The sequence below is a fragment of the Pseudomonas sp. LM13 genome (genome assembly GCF_041381355.1).
GTDB classification, from domain to species: Bacteria; Pseudomonadota; Gammaproteobacteria; order Pseudomonadales; family Pseudomonadaceae; genus Stutzerimonas; species Stutzerimonas frequens.
Map to the genome: position 1 here is coordinate 1 of NZ_JACBXH010000015.1, position 20,564 is coordinate 20,564.

At 64.8% G+C, this 20,564-nt stretch carries 17 protein-coding genes, 1 tRNA gene and 1 pseudogene; 6 read left to right on the forward strand and 13 right to left on the reverse strand.

Features of this window, described 5'->3' with window-relative positions; genetic code table 11:
- A pseudogene (locus HZR81_RS11370) lies at positions 1-103 on the reverse strand (sulfur starvation response protein OscA); the annotation flags it as partial.
- Positions 104-358: 255 nt separating this feature from the next.
- Here HZR81_RS11370 and HZR81_RS11375 point away from each other — a divergent pair.
- The gene (locus HZR81_RS11375; protein ID WP_500128145.1) at positions 359-934 is read left to right on the forward strand and encodes an RBBP9/YdeN family alpha/beta hydrolase; all 576 of its coding nucleotides are present in this window, start codon (positions 359-361) and stop codon (positions 932-934) included.
- 47 nt (positions 935-981) lie between these two features.
- Positions 982-1,620: a peroxiredoxin gene (locus HZR81_RS11380; protein WP_003284022.1), complete on the forward strand. Its 639-nt coding sequence runs from the start codon at positions 982-984 to the stop codon at positions 1,618-1,620.
- A gap of 32 nt (positions 1,621-1,652) precedes the next feature.
- Here the strand turns inward: HZR81_RS11380 and HZR81_RS11385 are convergent, their stop codons facing one another.
- Positions 1,653-1,877: a DUF2188 domain-containing protein gene (locus HZR81_RS11385; protein ID WP_003284021.1), complete on the reverse strand. Its 225-nt coding sequence runs from the start codon at positions 1,875-1,877 to the stop codon at positions 1,653-1,655.
- Positions 1,878-2,008: 131 nt separating this feature from the next.
- Between HZR81_RS11385 and HZR81_RS11390 the strand changes: the two genes are divergently transcribed.
- Positions 2,009-2,566 carry a nucleotidyltransferase family protein gene (locus HZR81_RS11390; protein WP_444815419.1) on the forward strand — a complete coding sequence of 186 codons (558 nt, stop codon included), beginning with the start codon at positions 2,009-2,011 and terminating at the stop codon, positions 2,564-2,566.
- A 20-nt stretch (positions 2,567-2,586) separates the two neighbouring features.
- On the opposite strand, the gene HZR81_RS11395 is transcribed toward HZR81_RS11390, so the two are convergent.
- The 5 genes from HZR81_RS11395 to HZR81_RS11415 form a co-directional block, all read right to left on the reverse strand.
- Entirely contained in the window at positions 2,587-3,018 is a 432-nt protein-coding gene (locus HZR81_RS11395) for a hypothetical protein (protein WP_500128146.1), read from the reverse strand.
- Positions 3,019-3,164: 146 nt separating this feature from the next.
- A tRNA-Thr gene (locus tag HZR81_RS11400) sits at positions 3,165-3,240 on the reverse strand.
- A gap of 100 nt (positions 3,241-3,340) precedes the next feature.
- On the reverse strand, positions 3,341-4,543 hold the full coding sequence (locus HZR81_RS11405) for a methyltransferase (protein WP_011911499.1): 1,203 nt from the start codon (positions 4,541-4,543) through the stop codon (positions 3,341-3,343).
- A 90-nt stretch (positions 4,544-4,633) separates the two neighbouring features.
- Positions 4,634-6,010, reverse strand: a complete 1,377-nt coding sequence (locus HZR81_RS11410) for a TRAP transporter large permease (RefSeq protein ID WP_500128147.1) — start codon at positions 6,008-6,010, stop codon at positions 4,634-4,636.
- Entirely contained in the window at positions 6,003-6,554 is a 552-nt protein-coding gene (locus tag HZR81_RS11415) for a TRAP transporter small permease subunit (protein ID WP_102839392.1), read from the reverse strand. Before HZR81_RS11415 ends, HZR81_RS11410 begins: the two co-directional genes overlap by 8 nt.
- Before the next feature lie 295 nt (positions 6,555-6,849).
- Here HZR81_RS11415 and HZR81_RS11420 point away from each other — a divergent pair, with 295 nt between their 5' ends.
- Positions 6,850-7,956 carry a TRAP transporter substrate-binding protein gene (locus tag HZR81_RS11420; protein ID WP_500128148.1) on the forward strand — a complete coding sequence of 369 codons (1,107 nt, stop codon included), beginning with the start codon at positions 6,850-6,852 and terminating at the stop codon, positions 7,954-7,956.
- A gap of 83 nt (positions 7,957-8,039) precedes the next feature.
- Here HZR81_RS11420 and HZR81_RS11425 read toward each other — a convergent pair whose 3' ends face one another.
- The 4 genes from HZR81_RS11425 to HZR81_RS11440 all read right to left on the reverse strand — a co-directional run bounded on the left by HZR81_RS11425 (position 8,040) and on the right by HZR81_RS11440 (position 15,370).
- Complete coding sequence (locus tag HZR81_RS11425) at positions 8,040-8,465, reverse strand: OsmC family protein (protein WP_500128149.1); 426 nt, start codon at positions 8,463-8,465, stop codon at positions 8,040-8,042.
- Positions 8,466-8,506: 41 nt separating this feature from the next.
- Positions 8,507-8,815 (reverse strand): DUF2388 domain-containing protein, encoded by a 309-nt coding sequence (locus HZR81_RS11430; RefSeq protein ID WP_500128150.1) that lies wholly within the window; start codon positions 8,813-8,815, stop codon positions 8,507-8,509.
- Between the two features lie 67 nt (positions 8,816-8,882).
- On the reverse strand, positions 8,883-13,592 hold the full coding sequence (locus tag HZR81_RS11435; RefSeq protein WP_500128151.1) for a PAS domain S-box protein: 4,710 nt from the start codon (positions 13,590-13,592) through the stop codon (positions 8,883-8,885).
- A 185-nt stretch (positions 13,593-13,777) separates the two neighbouring features.
- Positions 13,778-15,370, reverse strand: coding sequence for a L,D-transpeptidase family protein (locus HZR81_RS11440; RefSeq protein WP_500128152.1), 1,593 nt, complete (start codon positions 15,368-15,370; stop codon positions 13,778-13,780).
- Positions 15,371-15,594: 224 nt separating this feature from the next.
- Here HZR81_RS11440 and HZR81_RS11445 point away from each other — a divergent pair, with 224 nt between their 5' ends.
- Positions 15,595-16,308, forward strand: a complete 714-nt coding sequence (locus tag HZR81_RS11445) for a murein L,D-transpeptidase catalytic domain family protein (RefSeq protein ID WP_500128153.1) — start codon at positions 15,595-15,597, stop codon at positions 16,306-16,308.
- A 195-nt stretch (positions 16,309-16,503) separates the two neighbouring features.
- On the opposite strand, the gene tfpB is transcribed toward HZR81_RS11445, so the two are convergent.
- Positions 16,504-18,288, reverse strand: coding sequence for a type IV pilus assembly ATPase TfpB (tfpB, locus tag HZR81_RS11450; protein ID WP_500128154.1), 1,785 nt, complete (start codon positions 18,286-18,288; stop codon positions 16,504-16,506).
- Positions 18,289-18,384: 96 nt separating this feature from the next.
- Positions 18,385-19,749, reverse strand: coding sequence for a CYTH domain-containing protein (locus HZR81_RS11455; RefSeq protein ID WP_500128155.1), 1,365 nt, complete (start codon positions 19,747-19,749; stop codon positions 18,385-18,387).
- A 113-nt stretch (positions 19,750-19,862) separates the two neighbouring features.
- Here HZR81_RS11455 and HZR81_RS11460 point away from each other — a divergent pair, with 113 nt between their 5' ends.
- Positions 19,863-20,540, forward strand: a complete 678-nt coding sequence (locus HZR81_RS11460) for a TIGR00153 family protein (RefSeq protein ID WP_015278654.1) — start codon at positions 19,863-19,865, stop codon at positions 20,538-20,540.
- Positions 20,541-20,564: the final 24 nt, after the last annotated feature.

The following is a 20,564-nucleotide window of genomic DNA, read 5'->3' on the forward strand; positions in this document are numbered from 1 at the left end:
TGATTTCAACCGAGCCGAACTTGAGGCCGCTCAGGGCACTGTGGATCTCGCGCAGGATGCTGGCTTCGTCCTGCCCCTCGAGGTTGCGAATGGTCGCGGTCATTGCTGTTCTCCGTGAAGCCTTTCGTGACGACCGGAACGGCCGTAGCCAGCAAGGCGTGGAGCGGATCATAGGTTCGGCCGAAATATTCTTAAAAATATTGTTTAAGAACATTTATAGACCGTTATGGAATAACAGGACGACTCTTTATCAGGCGCCAGATAGGCTTAAAAAGAATAAATAAAGAATTCTTTATTCTTTTTAAGTGAGTTGATCTGCTGTCTAGACTGGCCGCCATGAATCACAGGAGGCGCCGATATGCGCAGCATCCGATATCTGATCGTGCCGGGCTGGCACGGCTCGCCCGATGAGCACTGGCAGAGCCATTGGCAACGCACCCTGCCGGGCAGCGCCCGAGTGGAGCAGCAGGACTGGCTCCTTCCGCGTCGTGAAGACTGGGTCGCCGAGCTGCAGCGCAGCATTGCCGCCCATGCCGAACCGGTCATTCTGGTGGCGCACAGCCTGGGCTGCATCACGGTTGCGCACTGGGCGGCTCAGGCGCCTGCGCAGCTGCTGCAACGGGTGCGCGGCGCCCTGCTGGTGGCCCCCGCGGATGTCGAACGCAGCGGCTGCCCGGAACCCTTGCGCAACTTCGCCCCGATCCCTCGCCAGCCCTTGCCATTCGCCAGCCTGCTGATCGGCTCGGACAACGACACTGCCGCCAGTGCCGCACGTGCCGTCGAGATGGGCCACGCCTGGGGCAGCGAGACCACGATCCTGGCCGGCGCCGGGCATATCAACGTGGCCTCCGGACATTGGCGCTGGGAGCAGGGCTTCGCCAGCCTGTACCGCTTGCAGAGCCGGATCGAGCGACAGGCGCAACGGCGCGCCTGAACCGCTATCAACCAATGCCGCAACCCACACAAGAAAGGAGAACGAAGATGAGCATCCGCCTCGGCGACATCGCCCCCGATTTCGAACAGGATTCCAGCGAAGGCCGCATCCGCTTCCACGAGTGGCTGGGTGACAGCTGGGGTGTGCTGTTCTCGCACCCGGCCGACTTCACCCCGGTGTGCACCACCGAACTGGGCTTCACCGCCAAGCTGAAGGACGAGTTCGCCAAGCGCAACGTCAAGGCCATCGCCCTGTCCGTGGACCCGGTGGATTCGCACATCAAGTGGATCGACGACATCAACGAGACCCAGAACACCCGCGTCAACTTCCCGATCCTGGCTGATGCCGACCGCAAGGTCTCCGAGCTGTACGACCTGATTCATCCCAACGCCAACGACACCCTGACGGTGCGCTCATTGTTCGTCATCGACCCGAACAAGAAGGTGCGTCTGACCATCACCTACCCGGCGAGCACCGGGCGCAACTTCCACGAGATCCTGCGGGTGATCGATTCGCTGCAGCTGACTGACAACCACAAGGTCGCCACCCCAGCCAACTGGCAGGACGGCGACGAGGTGGTGATCGTGCCCTCGCTCAAGGACGAGGAGGAGATCAAGCAGCGCTTTCCCAAGGGCTATCGGGCGGTCAAGCCGTACCTGCGCCTGACGCCGCAGCCCAATCGCTGAGACAGGATCCCGGCTGGGCGGTTAAGTCTTGGTCAGCCCTCGCTGCGACGCGGATCGGCACTGCGCGGATAGGTGCGCTCTTCCTGGATGGTGCCGTCCTTCTTGTGGATCTTTACCGAAGCCGTCCTGCCTTCGAGAAAGGCCGCGGTGACCTGCAGCATCTCGTCCTTGGTGGCAGCGGTCTTCGAGGCGCGGGTCGCCCCTTGCTTGCGCAGTTCCCAGCCCGAGTCGGTGACATTGATGTGGTAGTTGTCCATGCATGAGTCCTCCGCTGTGGGTTGCGGTTTAGAGTGCTGGACAGAACAGGGGTTCGCTAAGACGGGGCACCGGCAGCGCCGTCGTGCGCCAACTGCTAGCCTGGCCGCTTCCAGCCTCCAGGACCGAGCTCATGCCCACACACGCCCAGTTGCGCGCCATCATCGCCGCCGATCCGCTGCGCATGCGCTGCCTTGCCCACGTCAGGGCGCTCGCCTTGCCGGATTGCTGGGTGGCCGCCGGATTCGTGCGCAGCGCGGTATGGGATCACCTACATCGGCGTGGCCGCAGCGCCTTGCCGGCGGACATCGACGTCATCTGGTTCGACCAGGCTCGCTGCGATGCAGCGGTGGACGCCGAGATCGAAGCGAGATTGCGCCGTGCCGACGCCTCGCTCGAATGGTCCGTGAAGAACCAGGCGCGCATGCATCTGCACAACGGCGATCGGCCCTATAGGGCTGCGGCAGACGCGATGTGCCATTGGCCGGAAACGGCCACGGCCATCGGGGTCAGGCTGAGCGAGGAAGGCGAGATCGAGGTCGCCGCCCCCCTGGGTCTGGACGACCTTTTCGCTCTGATCGTCCGTCCCACCGCGGCCTTTCGTGGCCGTAAACGGCAGGTCTATCTCGATCGTCTGGCCGCGAAGCGCTGGTCCGAAACCTGGCCGGCCCTGCGCATCGTGCAAGGCTGAGCGCCGCGACGCTTGGCGTTCTAGATGAAGGCCTGTCGCGCGACGCCACGTGGCTGGCGGTTGCGTCCCGGCAGCTGCTCGAGGCGCTTGTGCCATTCGGCACGCACGGACTGAACGGCAACCGGCTTCGCTGCCGCGTCGGGCGCAGTCGGAGCGGCCTTGATCGCCGCTGCGGGTGTTCGCGTGCTCGCCGGCTTCACCGCCGCAGTGGGAGCAGTGGTTGCAGTCATCGCGACCGCCGCGGGTGCAACCGCCACTGTCTTCGCCGCCTTTGCGGCAGCCCGCAGTTCGGCAAGGCTCGGTGTCTTGCGTACAGGCTCGCTTACCGCCTTTTCCACGCTGCGCAGGCACAGCTTGCAGGAAACCTGAGTGGCGTCCGCCGAACTGTTCAGGCTCGATCCCGTGCGCCCACATGCGACATTGCCATTGGAGGCGGAGTAATGAATCACCAACGTTCTGTCTCCTGATTTTGGGGCGCGGGATTCTACACGCTCATGTCCAGGAGGCAACGCGGCGGGCGAAACTTACAGCTGGGCGCCCATGCCAGTACGCGGCGCAGTAACGAAAAAGGCCCGCATTTCTGCGAGCCTTTAAATCGTGGTGCCGGCACCAGGAGTCGAACCCGGGACCTACTGATTACAAGTCAGTTGCTCTACCAGCTGAGCTATACCGGCAAGTGAGGGTCGCCATTATATCCATTGCGCGCGGCGAGTAAACCGTTTGATTACGGTGACTTGCAGGCCCTTATTCAGGCCGGTTCACATTCGTCGAGGCCTAATCGCGCTCGGCGAGCAGCAGCAGGTTCCGCGGGGTCAGTTCGCTTGCGCAGAATGTGCCCAGGCGAACACGGAAGCCCTGCTCTTCCAGCAGCAGGGCGCGGTCGAGCAGCAGCCAAAGCTCCAGCGGCCGGCGGAACAGGCCGCGCACCAGTTCCAGGTTGCGAACTTCGGCCAGGCGCTGCCAGCCGGCGCGTTCCAGCGCCGCCCAGTTCTCTTCGCCGGGTGCCGGTAGTTGCTTGAGCATGGCGAGGTCGCGGCAGTACTCGGCGAAGTCTTTTTTCAGCCAGGCGCTGGGTAGCGACGGCGTCGGTAGATAGTCGTCCTGCTGGCGCAGGCGCCGTTGCAGCATGTCGAACGCCAGTCGCCAGGCCATAGACTGATCGCGGTTGCGCCGCTCGCGGGCGCCAGCGGTGACGGTTTCGCTCAGTGGCAGACCCAGATCGTCGCGGCTCAGCAGCAGCGATGACGTCCTGCCGGCCTGCGACAGCGGGGTGTAGCGCTCGTCGGCGGTGCGGTTGTAGCAGCAGGGCGCCACCGCGAGCTGGCGACACTGTTTGTCGATGGCCAGCTGCAGCAGCCGGACATGCAGGTCGCCACAGGCATGCAGGGCGACCGCCGTGTGGCTGGCGTGCAGCCGCTCGGCAGCGCTGGCGGCCAGCACGTCCTGGCAGTGATGACTCGCCGCGATGCCGAGGCGCTGGCTGAGTTGCGCGCCCGCTTCGACCAGGGGTTCGTCCCATTCCAGACACGTCAGAGCGGCTCCGTCGCGAGCCAGATGACGACCGAGGTGCCCTTTGCCCGCACACCAGTCCAGCCAGTGAAGCGGCTTTTCGCGAAACCGCAGGCGCGCGCCGAATGCGTGGATCTGCAGCGACTTGCGTCCTGGCACATCGACGCTTTGCCGGTGATCGGCGGGTCGCCAGTCGTCGGCCGGTAGCTCGTCGGTCTGGCTCAGGCGCTGGGCAATGGCGGCCAGTTGCGGGAAGGGTGCGGGTGCCGCCAGAGCGGCCGGTTGATTGTGCGCAGCCTCGGCATCGGCGAGCGAGCGGGCACGGAGCCAGCCGGCGAGTTCGGGGTAGTCGGCTTCCCAGGGCAGTGTTCGGCAGACGAACGGACGTGGCCGCCACAGCGACTGATGCTCGGTGAGGAAACGGTCCAGCGCATGGAAGCGCTCGTGCAGGCTGGGGGCTGTGGACATTGTCGGGGCAGGCGTTCGACTGGGAGCCGATTGTAGCGGGACGTTACTGCAGAAAGCACAACGCCCGTCGTGGACGGGCGTTGCTGGCTATTACTTGCCGTAGACCTGTTCCGGCAGCCAGGTCACCAGGCCCGGCCACATGTACGCCACCACCAGCATGCCGATCTGGATCATGATGAACGGCAGCACGCCTTTGTACATCACGCTGGTAGGTACGCTGCGTGGCGTGACGCCGCGCAGGTAGAACAGCGAGAAGCCGAACGGCGGGGTGAGGAATGACGTCTGCAGGTTGATCGCAAACATCACACCGAGCCACACCGGGTCCAGGCCCATGGCGAGCAGGATCGGGCCGACGATGGGCACCACCACGAAGATGATCTCGATGAAGTCGAGGATGAAGCCCAGCAGGAAGATGACCAGCATCACCACCAGGAAGGCGCCGAGCACGCCGCCAGGCAGCGAGTGCAGGGCATCCTCGATCAGCGCTTCACCACCGAAGCCGCGGAATACCAGGGAGAACAGCGAAGCACCGATGAGGATCAGGAACACCATCGAGGTGATCTCGGTGGTGCCGAAGGCGACCTGCTTGAGCTGGGCGAAATTCAGCTGGCCCTTGGCGATCGACAGCACGGTCGCGCCAAGTGCACCGATCGCCGCAGCCTCGGTTGGGGTGGCGTAACCGGCGAGGATCGAGCCGAGCACCGCGGTGATCAGCGCCAGCGGTGGCAGCAGCGCACTGATCAGCTTGCCCCATTCGATCGGACCCAGTTCTTCCTGCGGCAGCGCCGGCAGCTTCTTCGGTTGGAATATCGCCACGGCGATGAGGTAGAGGATGTACAGCCCGACCAACACCAGGCCTGGAATCAGCGCGCCGACGAAGAGGTCACCGACCGAAACGGTCTTCGGCGAGAAGATGCCCATCTTCAGCTGTGCCTGCTGGAAGGCGCTGGACATCACGTCGCCGAGCAGAACCAGGATGATCGAGGGCGGAATGATCTGGCCGAGGGTGCCGGTGGCGGCCAGAGTGCCGGTAGCGATGGCCGGGTCGTAGCCGCGACGCAGCATGGTCGGCAGCGCCAGCAGGCCCATGGTGACCACGGTGGCACCGACGATGCCGGTGCTGGCCGCGAGCAGCGCGCCGACCACGCAGACCGAAATCGCCAGGCCGCCACGCAGGGTGCCGAACAGTCGCGACATCGATTCCAGCAGGTCTTCGGCAACGCGCGATTTCTCCAGCATCACGCCCATGAAGACGAACAGCGGCACGGCCAGCATCGTCTGGTTGTTCATGATGCCGAAGATGCGGTTCGGTAACGCGTGCAGGTAACCCACGTCGAACGAGCCGGTGACCACGCCGATGCCGGCGAACAGCAGTGCCATGCCACCAAGGGTGAAGGCGACCGGGTAACCCGACATCAGGGCGAAGCAGATGCTGATGAACAGCAGAATGGCCATGATCTCACCCATGCTTCACCTCCTGCTCTGCTTCAGGCAGGCGACCGGCCAGGCGGTAGCCGGCCTTGATCAGATCGGAGATGCCCTGCAGGGCGAGGCTGGCGACCAGAAGCAGAATGATGCTCTTCTGCAGGTAGACGAACTTGAGCCCGCCGGACTCGTTGGAGCCCTCGTACGTCGCCCAGGAACTGCTGACGTAATCCCAGCTGTTCCAGCCGAGAAACAGGCACACCGGCAGCAGGAACAGCAGATGGCCGAGGCCATCGACGGCGGTCTGCCGGCGGCTGCTGAACTTCTGATAGAAGATGTCGACGCGGACGTGGCCGTTGCGTTGCAGGGTCCAGGCGGCGGCGCCCATGAAAACGAGCGCATGGCCGTACATCACCGCTTCCTGCAGGGCGATTGCGCCGATGCCGAAGCCATAGCGCAGTACCACCACGATGGCGGTGCCAATGACGAGAAACAGGGTGATCCAGGCACATAGCTGGCCGAGGCGCATGTTGAACGCATCGATGAGGCCAGCCACGCGCAGCAGGGGCGGGGGGCTCTGGGACATTGGTAGTCCTTCTTAGTAGACGCAAGGTTGGCGGGAGGCGTCGATTCTTGCAGCACTGGCGCGTTGCAGCAATCGGCCTACGACTTTTAGCTTATGCGCTAGGCTTGAGGCGCCGGAGGCTCTAATGTTAGTCGAGCCCGAAGTGGCGTATGCATTTCCGGCGCAGGTTTCGCCGTGCGAGCCAGCGCTCAGCCTGACTCAGGCGCTCGAAACGGAACGAAAGGCGCAAGGCGATCCGGCAAAAAAGCGTAGCCTTGCCGTTGCGCAATAAGAACAAATAACAAGGAGTAACCTCATGAAACGTCGTGACATTCTCGCCGCCGCTGGCGTAGGCCTGGCGGCCACCGCACTGGCCGGCTGCAACGACAAGAGTGAAAAGCCGGCCGCAGGCGAAAGCACGCAGGCCAGCGAGCAGCAGACATTCAACTGGAAGATGGTCACCTCCTGGCCGAAGAACTTCCCGGGCGTAGGCGTCGGGGCGGAGAACTTCGCCAAGCTGGTCAACGAGATGAGCAACGGTCGGCTGACCGTCAAAGTGTATGCCGCGGGCGAGCTGGTTCCGGCTCTGGAAGTCTTCGACGCGGTGTCGCGCGGCACGGCCGAGATGGGCCATGGCGCTCCCTATTACTGGAAAGGCAAGGTGCCGGCGGCACAGTTCTTCTGTGCGCTGCCGTTTGGCCCGAACGCGCAGGAAATGAACGCCTGGCTGCATCGCGGCGGCGGCATGGAACTGTGGGAAGAAGTCTACAAGCCGTTCGGCGTGCTGCCGATGGCTTGCGGCGCCACCGGCGTACAGACTGCCGGCTGGTTCAACAAGGAAATCAACTCGGTCGACGACTTCAAGGGTCTGAAGATGCGCACCCCGGGCCTGGGCGGCGAAGTGCTGACCAAGATGGGCGGAACGGTGGTGAACATGCCGGCCGGCGAGATCTTCACCGCTCTGCAGACCGGTGCCATCGACGCCACCGAGTGGATCGGCCCGTACAACGACCTGGCGCTGGGTCTGCACAAGGCATCCAAGTACTACTACACCCCGGGTTGGCAGGAGCCGAACGTCACCTTCGAGCTGGACGTCAACCTGAAGGCTTGGGAAACCCTGCCGGATGACCTCAAGGCCATCGTCCGGGCCGCTGCCCGTGCGGTTAACGGCGACATGCTCGACGACTACAACGCCAAGAACATGGAAGCCATGGAGCAGCTGCGCGAGCAGGGCGTGGAAGTCCGACGCCTGCCGGACGATGTGCTGGCCCGCCTGAAGGAAGTCGCCGCCGAGGTGGTCGATGCGTCCGCCAACGCCGACCCGGTGGCCGCCAAGGTGTGGGAACAGCAGAGTGCCTATCTCAAGCGGTTGTACGAGTACGCCGAGCTGAACGAGAAGGACATCTACAACATCCGCGGCTGATAGATACCCCGGATGCGAAAACGCCACACCGGCAACGGTGTGGCGTTTTTTTTTCGCCCGAGCTCCGCGCGTTGGAGGAGCGATCAGCCTTCCAGCGTCGCGTTCAGGCTGATGCGTGCGTTGAGCACCTTGGACACCGGGCAACCTTCCTTGGCCTGGTTGGCGATCTGCTGGAACTGAGCGTCGTTCGCACCCGGAATGCGGGCCTTGAGGGTCAGGTCGATCGCCGTGATGCTGAAGCCCTCGCCGTCCTTGTCCAGGGTCACCTCGGCGCGGGTCTCGATGCGTTCGGCGGTGAGGCCGGCCTGGCCGAGCATCATCGACAAGGCCATTGAGAAGCAGCCGGCGTGGGCCGCGCCGATCAGCTCCTCCGGATTGGTCCCGGGCGTGTCCTCGAAGCGGGTATTGAAGCCGTAGGGGTTGTCCTTCAGCGCGCCACTCTGGGTGCTGATGGTGCCCTTGCCGTCTTTCAGGCCGCCTTGCCAGACGGCCGAAGCGCTCTTCTTCATGAACTGTCCTCCGGATATGGGTTGCGGGTTTGGCACGCCGCTCAGCGCGGCTGTTCGGCCGCCAGGATGGCAGTTGCCAGCTCCATGTCGCTGGCTTGCAGCTCGGGCTGCTCGCGACGCATCTGCTGCAGTGCGGCCTCCAGGTACGGGCCGCGGATCTCGCCATTGCTGGCGACGAAGCTGCCGGCATCCTCGCGCGCTGGAACGACGAGCTTGTTGTCCTTGAAGGTCAGGTAGGTGGACGCGGTGGTCGCGCCGGAGGAAAGGATGTCGCGCACCAGGCCATCGGCCATGGCCGTGCCCAGGGGTGCCAGGGCGAGGGTAAGCGCCGCGAGTCGTATCTTGCGCATGAGCGGAAACCTCTGTGCTGTCGTCCTTCCTGAGAGTGCGCGACGCCGATCGGAGTTCCGGTTGCGCTCAGTCGCGACCGTCGATCAGGCGCCGGATGCGCGCGGCGAGGATGTCGATGCTGAACGGCTTGGTGAGGATGTCCATGCCGGGCCCGAGGAAGTCGTTGCGCATTTCATCGTCCGGCACGTAGCCGGTGATGAACAGGACCTTCAGATCGGGGCGGCCCTGGCGCGCGCGTTCCACCAGTTGTCGACCGTTGAGGCCCGGCAGGCCGAAGTCGCTGACCAGCAGGTCGAGACGCTGGTCGCCGTCCAGGTAAGGCAGTGCACTGGCCGAGTCGAACGCCTCCAGCACCCGATAGCCCAGCTCCTGCAGCACTTCGACCACCAGCATGCGCACCGCGGCCTCGTCCTCGACGACCAGTACCGTTTCGCCGTGCTGCGCACTGGGCGTCTCGGCAGGCTGTTCCGGCTGGTGCTGGGGGTTCCGTGCGGCCTGATTGCGCGGCAGGTAAAGCGTGACCCGGGTGCCCTGGCCCAGCGTACTGTCGATGCTGACATGGCCCCCGGTCTGCTTGGCGAAGCCGTAGACCATCGACAGCCCCAGCCCCGTGCCCTGGCCGATCGGCTTGGTGGTGAAGAACGGGTCGAACGCCTTGGCAATGGTCTTGGCAGACATGCCGGCGCCGTTGTCGGTGACGCTCAGCACGACGTAGTCGCCCGGTTCGGGGGCATCTGGCTGGCGTTGTTGGATATGCAGGTTCTGCGTGTGCACGCCGAGCCGACCGCCGTTGGGCATGGCGTCGCGCGCATTGATCACCAGGTTGAGCAGGGCGTTTTCCAGCTGATGGCCGTCGGTGTAGGCCTGCCAGGCGTCGGCCTGCAGCTCGACCTCCAGCTGAATGTGCTCGCCCATCGTACGGCGCAGCATATCCTCCATCGACACCACCAGCAGGTTCACGTCGACGGGCTTGGGATCCAGCGACTGGCGCCTGGCGAAGGCGAGCAGGCGATGGGTGAGCGCCGCGGCACGGTTGGCGGAGGTGGTGGCGGCATCGATATAGCGGTCCAGATCGCTGGTGCTGCCGTTGGCGACGCGGCGCTGAATCAGGTCCAGGGCGCCAAGCACGCCGGTGAGCATGTTGTTGAAGTCGTGGGCCAGGCCACCGGTGAGCTGGCCGATGGCTTCCATTTTCTGTGCATGCCGCAGTGCTTCCTCGGCGCGTTCGCGCTCGGCCATCTCGATATGCAGCCGGCTGTTGATCGCCGCCAGTTCACGGGTGCGCTCGGCCACGCGTCGTTCCAGGCTGTCGTTGAGCTCGCGTAGTGCCTCCTCGGCGGCGACCTGTGCGGTAACGTCGGTATTGGTGCCGAACCAGTGGGTAACCTGGCCGAAGTCGTCGCGAATGGGCAGGGCGCGCGAGAGAAACCAGCGATACTTGCCATCCTTGCCGCGCAGCGGAAAGGTTTCCTCCCAGATCGAGCCGATGGCGAAGGCACGCTTCATCGAGGCGCTGACCCGCTCGTGATGGTCCGGGTGATTCACCGCACGCCAGCCCAGGGCGCGCATGGCTTCCTGGGTGGTGCCGGTATAGTCGTACCAGCGCTTGTTGTACCAGTAGATGCGGCCGTTCGGGTCGGCCATCCAGGCGAACTGGCTCATGTTGTCAGCCAGCGTGCGGAACTGCTCCTCGCTCTCGCGCAGGGCACGCTCGGCGCGCATGCGTTCGTCGGCGGACCAGGCGCGGTCGGCGACCTCGCGAATGAACGAGATGTCGTCGTCCAGCCAGGCTCGCGGTTGGTCTTCGAGCAGCATCATCACAGCAGCCAGACAGCCCTGCTCGAACAGTGGCACGCAGACGATGCTGCGGATCAGGCTTTCGGCGAAATTCTCCGCGTGACTGGCGGTGCGGGCGTCGTGCAGCACATCCTCGATCACCACCAGCTCGTTTTCCTGCAGGTCGTAGAAGAAGTCGCCGTAATCGGCGAAATAGACCGTCTCGCTGCTGCTGTCGGAGCTGCCGTCGCTCCAGTAGCGCTCGATGGTGGCGCTCTGGCTGGAGAGCTCGACGCTGGCGAACAGCACGCGGGATATGCCGATGGTCCTGCCGATCACGCTGACCGCCGCATGCGCGATGGTCTGGCTGTCGTGCTGTTCGCGCAGCAAGTCGCCCAGTTCGATCAGCGCCGTCTGCCGCTGTTCGGCCTGCTGGCGGTCGCGGATCTGCTGCTCGAGCATCTCGTTCATGCGCTGCATGCGCTCGGCGGCGCTGCGCTCGGCGGTGATGTTGCGAGCCGTGCCGAGAATGCGCACTTCGCCGTTGCCATCGACCAGCCGACGTCCACGGTTGGCCAGCCAGATGAAGCTGTTGATACGGGTGTCGAACATCCGGTAGTCGAGCTGGAACTCGCCGTCGCCCTCACCCTTCAACGTATCGCCCAATGCCTTGAACAGCTTGCCGCGATCATCCGGATGGACCCGGGCGAGGATCTCGTGCACGTCCAGTCCCGGTTCATCGGGGGACAGTCCGGCCATCGCCTTGAGCTGCGCATCCCAGTGCAGCGAGTGCTGGCTGTCGCGGTATTCCCAGACGCCGGTCGATGCGATCTCGTTGGCCAGGCTGATGCGCTGTTCGGCTTCGCGCAGCGCCTTGTTCGCACAGGCGCGCTCGGCGGCGCGACGAATGCGCTCGAGCACCTCACGAGTGAGCGCGATATCGTCTGCGCTCCAGTGGTTCGGCTGGCTGCGAATGAACAGCAGCACTGCCTGCTGGTTACCGGGCTCGGCTCCTGGCAATTCGGTCAGCAGCAGGGCGTCGGCGGCCAGGCTGCGGCGCAAGGGCTCGCTCGGCGCGTGGTCCGGGTCGAACACAACGATGCTGTCTCGAGCCAGCCGCTCGCTCAGGTCGGTGGCAACGGCAGCCAGGTCATGCTGGCTGGTGCTGCTCGTTGCGCCAGGGGCCGGCCATTGCGCCTGCACGGAGAGCCGTGCGTTTTCCAGCCAGCCCCAGGCGATGCAGTCGCAACGCATGAGTTTCGCCAGGCGTTCGTCAAGCACGCAGCAGACGTCGACGCGCTCGCTGCTGGCCTGCAGGCAGTCGCTCAGCTCCAGCAGGAACGCCTGCAAGGCCTGGTGCTGGGTGCGTTCGCTGATGTCGCTGAAGGTGCAGATGGCGCCCTGCAGCTCGCCGTCGCGGTAGATCGGTGCGACGCGGTATTCCACCGGCAGGCTGCTGCCATCGACACGGAAGAACAGCTCGTGTTCGACATGCCGTGGCTCGCCGGTCGTGGCGGTGTGCTGGATGGGGCAGTCCTGCACCGGATAAGGGGTACCGTCCGGGTGGCTGTGATGAATCAGCTGGTGCAGCTGCCTGCCGAGCACTTCTTCGCGGCTGGTGAAGCCGAGCATGTTGAGGAAGGCATCATTGCACAGCGTGACCGCGCCGCTGCGATCGATGGAGTAGAAGCCTTCGTTGGCCGAGTCCAGCAGCAGCCGGGTGAAGGCTTCGCTTTCTAGGCGCTGCATCTCCAGCCGCCGCCGGGCATCGACATCCTGGGCGACGCAAACCCAGTGCAGCAGTTTGCCGCCGGCGTCGTAGACCGGCGCTGCGCTCGCCTGGAACCAGCGCTGACTGCCGTCGCCATCGCGCAGCGGCAGCTCAAGCTTGAACGGCAGCTCCCGACGCAGCGCGGCCCGCCATTGCTCGGCGACACGCTGGCGATCGGGTTCGGTGACCGCCTGCAGCCAGCCGTCACCGCGCGATTGCTCGATTGCGAGGCCGGTGAAGTCGGTCCAGTAGCTGTTGCAGAAACTCAGGCTGCCATCTGCATCGCACTGCCAGATCACCTGCGGGCTGAGGTCGACGAGGGTGCGATAGCGTTCTTCGGTTTCGCGGGCAGCAGCCTGTCGCATCCGCGACTCGGTCAGGTCGCGCAGGATCTTGACGAAACCCAGTGGCTGTCCATCCTCCAGCAACGGCGTGAGGATGCCGCTGGCCCAGAACTGTGCGCCATCCTTGCGCTGGTGCCAGCGCTCGTCGAGCGCACGGCCCTGCTCCAGAGCGGTGCGCATTTCCTGCTCGGGGGCATCGGCGGCGCGATCCTGCTCGGTAAACATGAGTTCGACATGACGGCCGCAAACCTCGTCCTCCGACCAGCCGAGCAGCTGTTGCGCGCCGCTGTTCCAGCTGGTGACGAGGCCGCGCAGGTCGGTGGCGATGATGGCGTAATTCTGCGCGCTATCGATGATCTGCCGGCTACGCGCCTGTTCGTTGCATATGCGCCGCAGTTCCAGCAACGCCATGGCCTGGCGTGCCAATGCCTGTAGCTGGGCCCGCTGGCGTGCGCTGAGCTCGCGTGGTTGGCGGTCATAGATAGACAGCGTGCCCAGCGGCAGTCCGTCCGCGTCACGCAGTACGGCGGCGGCGCAGAAGTCGGCGTGCTGGCCGTCGACGAGACGGGGCATTCGGACAGGGGCGCGGAGCTCGTCCGCTCGCCGCACGAATAGCGGATCTGCCTGCTCGATAGCCTGCGCCGACACCGAACAAGCGCGCTCCTGCGGCTGTTGCTCGATGGAGAACGCGGCTATGCAATGCTGCTGGTGCTGATCGATCAGGTGGATCGCTGCCGCCGGGCAGGCGAACAGCTCTGCGGCCAGCGCTGCCAGCTCATCAAGTTCCGTATTGGGCGTGCCGTCGAATACGCGATAGCGGGCCAAGGCGGTCAACCGCTCGGCTTCATTCCAGGTCGCGGCGGGGGCACTGTGGTCAGCGTTCAAAATGTCCTGCTCGGCTATCCATTGCACTGAGTAATTCAGGCGAATCCCATGGTGAAACACTCGGCATCGATTCGGTTGCCGAGCGGTCAGCAAAAGACTACGCCGAGCCTGCTTGGTTCAGGCTGCAACGGACAAAGTCCCCGACGAATGGAGTGCATTTCCCGACGTGATCGGGCTGCGGCCGATCAACGGTTGCTGGCGGCGTTCAGCGCGGCGAGCAGCGCGGCGTCGCGATGATAGATATCCGGTCGATAGCGGGGGCGACCGTCGGCATCGGTGTCGGCCGTCCAATAGGCCATCAGGATCGGCGTCGGGCGGGCCAGGCGGTATTCGTGAGTCTTGCCCGATTGCAGCAGAGTGGCGACTTCGGGGCGCTCGTGGTCTTCCAGCAACAGATCGACCAGTTGCAAGGCCGACTCGACGCGCACGCAGCCGGAGCTGAAGGCGCGGGCGGCGCGGTCGAACAATGGCTGGCTTGGCGTGTCGTGCAAGTAGACCGAGTAGGGATTGTCGAAACGGATTGCCACCTGCCCGAGCGGGTTGGCCGGCCCGGCATCCTGGCGCAGCAGAATGCCGCGCGGGTTGTTCCAGTCGACGTGCTGCGGGTCCAGGCTGTTGCCCTTGGCGTCGAGCACACGCATCTGGTTGCGTGCCAGGTACCCCGGGTCCTGACGGATCAGGGGCAATTTATCCTGCTTGAGGATGGTCGGTGGAACCGTCCAGGTGGGGTTGAGCGTCAGGCGCGTGATCTGCGATTTCAGCGGCGGCGTCTGCCGCGCCTGCCGGCCGACCTGGGTACGCGTCTGCCAGAACGGGCAACTGTCGCGAAAGTAGATCAGCCGGGCCCCGGCGATATCCACCAGCAGCGACTGCGCTTCCAGATCGCGGCTGACCCAGCGCAGGCGCTCCAGGTTGATGCGCAGCTGATCCAGACGGCTGGCCGGACTGACGTTCAGTTCGGTCAGGGTCGCGGAGCCGACCACGCCGTCGTCTTCCAGGCCGTGCAGGGTCTGGAAGCGCTTGACCGCCTGCACCAGCTCGCCGTCGTAGTGCCGGTACAGGGCCGACTCCGTGGCTGAGCCGGCCAGCAGCAGCTCGCGCAGCAGGGGTACCCGCGGGTCGGTCATTCCCGGGCGCAGGGTCGGTCCTGTCGGCACGGCTCGCCATACCGGCAGCGGACGCTGGCGTAAATCGGCATAGGCCGCCCGCAGGTCACGATAGAGCGCCAGCTCAGGGCGGGCACGATCGAACGCCTCGGGCAGATCGGCCAGGCCCTGCACAGCGATCTGCAGCAACCGTTCGCCGTCGTCGCGCTCGGGCAGCTGCGGGCTGCGCCAGAGGGGTTCGACCTCGGCCTGAAGCAGACGACCATGCGATAGATGCTGCAGCGCTTCGAGGTAGGCATGGCTGGCCAGGATGTCGGCGCATTCTCGAGCCCATGGATCGGTGCTGCTGCGCTGCAGTTCATGGCGGACCCGCTCGGGCTGGTACTGCGCCGGATCGAGGCCGTCATCGGCCAGCATCGCAAGCTGGCGCAGCAGTTCGTCGAGCATGGGGTAGGACGTCCAGACCGGGCGCGCGCCGGTTGTCTGGTAGAACTGCCGGAGGCGCTGCAGGGCGCCGTCAGGCAGCTCGGCCGGCAGCGTCGGGCAACCGCGCGGCAGCGCTTGCAAGGCGGCGGACAAGGGTGTCTGCGCGGGAGCGGACGGAGCGGCAAAGGCCAGCCAGGGGGCCAGGCATAGCCACAGGGTCAGACGGGATGCACATTTTTTAACCAAGGTCTCGCTCCAAGCCGTTGCGGTGGCTGCTAGACTGCGCCCCGTGGGGCCACGGCGCCGGCTTCGCTGTTCAGCCGTCCGGTCCATAAGAACATATCGTGCCGGGAAGTTGGGGCTCGTTCGTCCCGCCCGGCTTAATTGCTCCGCTGCTGCAACGTGCCGCGGGCATGAGGCACCGGCCAGACAGGAAGTCGTCAGGCCGTGGCCGATGAGGTTTGTCGTTCATGATGTCCATTCTTCGACGTGCCTGCCTGGCGGCGGGTCTTTTCGTTTTCGCTGTGCCTGTCTGGGCGGCCACCGCCACCTATCAGCCGATGGTCGACAGCCTGGCCCGGCTGGCCCCCAAGCTGGACCGGCAGGTCCTGACTCATGCGGTCGCGGCCATGCAGTGCGCCGTGAACAATGGTGCCGCTGCGGCCCAGCGGCTGGCGGTGATCGACTTCTCGCGACCGTCGAGCGAAAAGCGGCTGTGGATCTTCGACCTGGAGCAGGAGCGGTTGCTGCTCGAGGATCTGGTCGCGCATGGGCAGAAATCTGGCGACAACCATGCCACCCGCTTCTCCAACAAGGTCGGCAGCCACCAGTCCAGCATCGGCCTGTTCCGCACTGGCGAGAGCTACAGTGGCAAGCACGGCTACTCACTGCGCATGGACGGCCTGGAACCAGGTATCAATGATCGCGCCCGTGAACGCGCTATCGTCATTCACCCGGCCGCGTACGTGAATCCGTCCTGGATCGCCACCCAGGGTCGCATCGGCCGCAGCCAGGGCTGTCCGGCGGTTCGGCCGGAGGTGGCACGGATGGTGGTCGATAGTCTCAAGGGCGGCCAGTTCATGTTTTCCTGGTACCCGGACCAGCGGTGGTTGCAGTCCTCGGCCTACCTCAACTGCAAGCCCAATCAGGTGGCGAGCATCCTCGCTGCAAGGGCGGATGGCTGAATCGTCGCTCAGCTTCGTACTTGAGGCAGGCACCATCGGCCGCTTCGGCCGTTGATGGTGGTTGGACGCGAGCTATTCGCAGCCAGGCCGCTGCCACAGCTGGCGCAGGGTGGACCACGCTTCACCGATCCACCGGACGGAGTCGCGGTGGATGTAAAAAGCGACATCCACCCTACGAACGCCTCGAGCCGCCGGCTATTTCTGCTCGCTCTGCGGCGTTACCCGCAGCACTTCTTCCATGGTCGTCAGCCCGGCGGCGATCTTCTGTGCGCCAGACAGGCGCAGGCTGCGCATGCCGTCCTTGAAGGCCTGGCGGCGCAGGGCGACGATATCGGTGTCGGCGGTGATCAGCGGTTTGATCGCGTCGTTCAGCAGCATGATCTCGTAAACCCCAGCCCGGCCGCGGAAGCCTGTATCGCGACATTCCAGGCAACCGACCGCCCGTTGCGCGGTGGTCGGTAGCGGGGCATTCCAGGGCCGGGTCAGCGCGCTCCAGTCATCGGCATCCAGCTGCACCGGCGCCTTGCAATGCGGGCACAGCGTGCGCACCAGACGCTGGGCCATGACGCCAAGAAGCGTGGCCTTGAGCAGGTAGTGCGGCACGCCCAGTTCCAGCAGGCGGGTGATCGCGCTGGGGGCATCGTTGGTGTGCAGGGTGGAGAGCACCAGGTGGCCGGTCAACGCGGCCTGGATGGCCATCTCCGCGGTTTCCAGGTCGCGAATCTCGCCGACCATGATGATGTCCGGGTCCTGGCGCATCAGCGCGCGTACGCCGCTGGCGAAGGTCAGGTCGATGTTGTGCTGCACCTGCATCTGGTTGAAGGCGCCCTCGATCATCTCGATCGGGTCTTCGATGGTGCAGACGTTCACTTCCGGCGTCGCCAGCTGCTTGAGCGTGGTGTAGAGCGTGGTGGTCTTGCCCGAACCGGTCGGCCCGGTAACCAGGATGATGCCGTTGGGCTGGCCCGTCATGCTTTGCCAGCGACGCAGGTCATCGGCGGAAAAGCCCAGCTGGTCGAAGCCCTTGAGCAGCACCTCGGGGTCGAAGATGCGCATCACCATCTTCTCGCCGAAGGCGGTCGGCAGGGTCGACAGGCGCAGCTCCACCTCGCCGCCATCCGGCGTCTTGGTCTTGACCCGGCCATCCTGCGGCTTGCGCTTCTCGGCCACGTTCATGCGGCCGAGGGATTTCAGCCGGCTGACCACCGCCATCGTGACCTGCGGCGGGAACTGATAGACGTTGTGCAGCACGCCGTCGATCCGAAAACGCACGGTGCCCTGCTCGCGGCGCGGTTCGATGTGGATGTCGCTGGCGCGCTGCTGGAAGGCGTACTGGAACAGCCAGTCGACGATATTGACGATGTGCGAGTCGTTGGCGTCCGGCTCCTGGTCGCTGGCGCCGAGGTTGAGCAGCTGCTCGAAGTTGCCGACGCCGCTGATCTTCTGATCCGTGCTGCTGGCACCGCTGACCGACTTGGCCAGGCGGTAGAACTCGACGGTGAAGCGTTGAATGTCCGTCGGGTTGGCCACCACACGCTTGATCGGCCGCTTGAGCACGTGGGTCAGGTTGGCTTCCCAACCATGCACGAAAGGCTGGCTGCTGGCGATGGTCACGGCGCTGGCATCCACCGCCACGGCCAGAATGCTGTGGCGCTGGGCGAAGGCGTAGGACATCAGTGGAGTGACGGCGGCGACGTCGATCTTCAGCGGATCGATGCGCAGGTAAGGCTGGCCGGCACGTTCGGCCAGCCAGACGGTGAGGGTTTCCAGATCGAGCTTCTTGCCCGGCCGCTGCAGGTCGTCAAGCTGCTGGGCGGCGAGGAATTCCAGCGGATGCTGCTGGTTGGCCACCGCGCTGCGGCGTACCGTCAGGCACTGCTCGGCGCTGTCCTGCGCGACCCGCCCCTGGGCAACCAGCTCGCGCAACAGGTCGGCAAGATCGAGAGGGCGGTCCTGGGTGGGCGAGTTCAGCACGGACATGGTGTTCCTTCGACGTGGCGCGCAAAAATCCAAGCTTGCCGTTAAACACCCGGCGTTGTCTGCCGCCGGGGTTCAACTTTGCGCAGCGTTATGCCGTTATTTTTCCAGCAGCTTCCAGGCCTTGAGCGTCCAGACCCGATGGGCCTGCTCGACGCGTTGCTCGCGCGCTGCTTCGTCCAGCGCCTGACGGGCCATTTCGTGGAGCTTGGCCAGTTCGCCGTAGAGACGGTCGGTTTCCGGCAGCTCCAGCACGCCGCGGGCCAGGTGCAGCCAGACCAGCATTCGCTCCATGCGCGGGCTCTGCTCGGCCAGGTCTTCAGGTTGCTGCTGGTAGCGTGGCAATTGCAGAGCCTTGGCTTCTTCGGCCAGCAGGTGCGGCAGCCATTTGCCCAGCTCGGCAGCACCCTGGCGATCGCCACGGGCGTTGCGACCTTGGGTCCAGCGGCGTTGCAGCAGCCAGAGGGACGCCTTGAGCGACAGCAGGCCCCAGCGGGTCTGACCCAGTTCCTCGGTGAACTGCGTCGGTGCGGCCTTGCGCACGCCTTCATCGTCCTGGCCCGCTTCGACTCGTGGGCGCCAGTCCTGGATCAGCGAATCGAGCAGTTCGCGCAGTTCTCGGCTGCTGGCACGCGGGGCGGCCTGGCCGAGGCTGCCGAGCAGGGCGCGCAGTTCTATGAGCTGCTGCAGCCATTCGCCCAGCAGTTTCCAGCGGCCATTGAAGCGGTACTGCTCGGCCAGGCGCTGGCTGTTGCCGAGCAACTGCCAGCCGAGGGCAACGATGGCATCGTCCAGCGCCATGCCGGGCGTCAGCTCCGGGGCTGGCAGTTGCAAGCTGTAGCCATCGGCGTCGTACAGGCGATAGCCGCGCTCGGCCTTGCTGATGTCGCAGGGCATCAGCGGTAGGTCGGCGGCCAGTTCAGCGGCCAGTTCCAGCAGCGCTTCGGGCTCGCCCTGGCGCAGTTCCAGTTCCAGCTCGCAGATTTCCTCGGACTGCTTGCCGGCCTTGACCTGGCCCAGGTCCAGTGCGGCTTCGATGACGACCCTGGTCTTTCCGCGGCCCCAGGCGATCTCGGCCTTCTCGCGGACGAAATCGGTGGTGAAGATCGGTTTCAGGGTCTTCTTGTCCAGGTCGGCGAGGCTGGCCGGCCAGCAGTCATCGCCAAGCTTCTTGATGTCCAGCTTGGCCTTGTCCAGGTACCAGTCCCACTCGTTGCGTTCGGACAGGCCGGCGACGCTCTGGCCGCGGCTTTTCAGGGTCTGGATGAACTGCTCGCCGTCGCGCCGCAGGCGCAACGCCACGCGGGCATGAGCCAGATCGCGCTCGGCGGTGTCGTAATACTGGTTGAACAGCTCATGGCGCGACCAGCCGCTCTTGTTGCGCTTCTTCAGCAGCGGATGTTCGCGCAGGGCGAGCAGGGTCTCGCGGCTGGCGCGTAGCTTGATTTCGGTTTCTTTCTGCATGGTGCCGACTGGGTGCCTATGATGTGTTGATGTTGCAGCCTGATGACGCACGGTAGCAGGCGTGATGGCCTGTCCGTATACTTGCCGCCTCTTTCAAGCCGGGGCCATACCCTATGCCAGTCAATCCTTTCGTCAGCTTGTTCGGACGTTCGCCAATCGGCCCGATGCAGCAGCATATGGCCAAGTCGCATGAATGTGCAGCGAACCTGGTGCCGCTGTTCCAGGCGGTAATGGCCGAGGACTGGGAAAAGGTCGAGCAGATCCAGCAGCAGATGGCGCAGCTGGAGAACGAGGCCGACAAACTGAAGAAGAGCGTACGCCAGCACCTGCCCAAGAGCCTGTTCCTGCCGGTGCCGCGCTCCGATCTGCTTGATCTGCTGAGTGTACAGGACAAGATCGCCAACCGCGCCAAGGACATCGCCGGCCTGATGCTGGGTCGCTGCATGACGATCCCGCAGCCGCTGCAGCCGCAGATGCTGGCCTATGTACAACGCACCGTCGACGCCAGCGCTCAGGCGCTCAAGGCGCTCAAGGAACTGGATTCGTTGCTGGAAACCGGTTTCAGTGGCCGCGAAGCCACACTCGTCGAAAAGATGGTCGAGGAGCTCGAGGAGATCGAGCGCGAAACCGACCGCATGCAGATCACGGTACGCCGTGCGCTGTTCAATCTGGAAAAGGACCTGCCAGCAGTCGACGTGATCTTTCTCTACAAGATCATCGAATGGATCGGTGATGTAGCCGACCGCGCCGAGCGCGTCGGCAACCGTCTGGAACAATTGCTGGCGCGCTGAGGCGCCAGCGTCCTTTCTGGGTTC

Excerpts from the sequence above, each read along its gene's own strand:
- HZR81_RS11375 (WP_500128145.1), top strand. The coding sequence starts at position 359 with ATGCGCAGCATCCGATATCTGATCGTGCCGGGCTGGCACGGCTCGCCC.
- HZR81_RS11380 (WP_003284022.1), top strand. The coding sequence starts at position 982 with ATGAGCATCCGCCTCGGCGACATCGCCCCCGATTTCGAACAGGATTCC.
- HZR81_RS11385 (WP_003284021.1), bottom strand. The coding sequence starts at position 1,877 with ATGGACAACTACCACATCAATGTCACCGACTCGGGCTGGGAACTGCGC.
- HZR81_RS11390 (WP_444815419.1), top strand. The coding sequence starts at position 2,009 with ATGCCCACACACGCCCAGTTGCGCGCCATCATCGCCGCCGATCCGCTG.
- HZR81_RS11405 (WP_011911499.1), bottom strand. The coding sequence starts at position 4,543 with ATGTCCACAGCCCCCAGCCTGCACGAGCGCTTCCATGCGCTGGACCGT.
- HZR81_RS11410 (WP_500128147.1), bottom strand. The coding sequence starts at position 6,010 with ATGGGTGAGATCATGGCCATTCTGCTGTTCATCAGCATCTGCTTCGCC.
- HZR81_RS11415 (WP_102839392.1), bottom strand. The coding sequence starts at position 6,554 with ATGTCCCAGAGCCCCCCGCCCCTGCTGCGCGTGGCTGGCCTCATCGAT.
- HZR81_RS11420 (WP_500128148.1), top strand. The coding sequence starts at position 6,850 with ATGAAACGTCGTGACATTCTCGCCGCCGCTGGCGTAGGCCTGGCGGCC.
- HZR81_RS11425 (WP_500128149.1), bottom strand. The coding sequence starts at position 8,465 with ATGAAGAAGAGCGCTTCGGCCGTCTGGCAAGGCGGCCTGAAAGACGGC.
- HZR81_RS11430 (WP_500128150.1), bottom strand. The coding sequence starts at position 8,815 with ATGCGCAAGATACGACTCGCGGCGCTTACCCTCGCCCTGGCACCCCTG.
- HZR81_RS11445 (WP_500128153.1), top strand. The coding sequence starts at position 15,595 with ATGATGTCCATTCTTCGACGTGCCTGCCTGGCGGCGGGTCTTTTCGTT.
- tfpB (WP_500128154.1), bottom strand. The coding sequence starts at position 18,288 with ATGTCCGTGCTGAACTCGCCCACCCAGGACCGCCCTCTCGATCTTGCC.
- HZR81_RS11455 (WP_500128155.1), bottom strand. The coding sequence starts at position 19,749 with ATGCAGAAAGAAACCGAAATCAAGCTACGCGCCAGCCGCGAGACCCTG.
- HZR81_RS11460 (WP_015278654.1), top strand. The coding sequence starts at position 19,863 with ATGCCAGTCAATCCTTTCGTCAGCTTGTTCGGACGTTCGCCAATCGGC.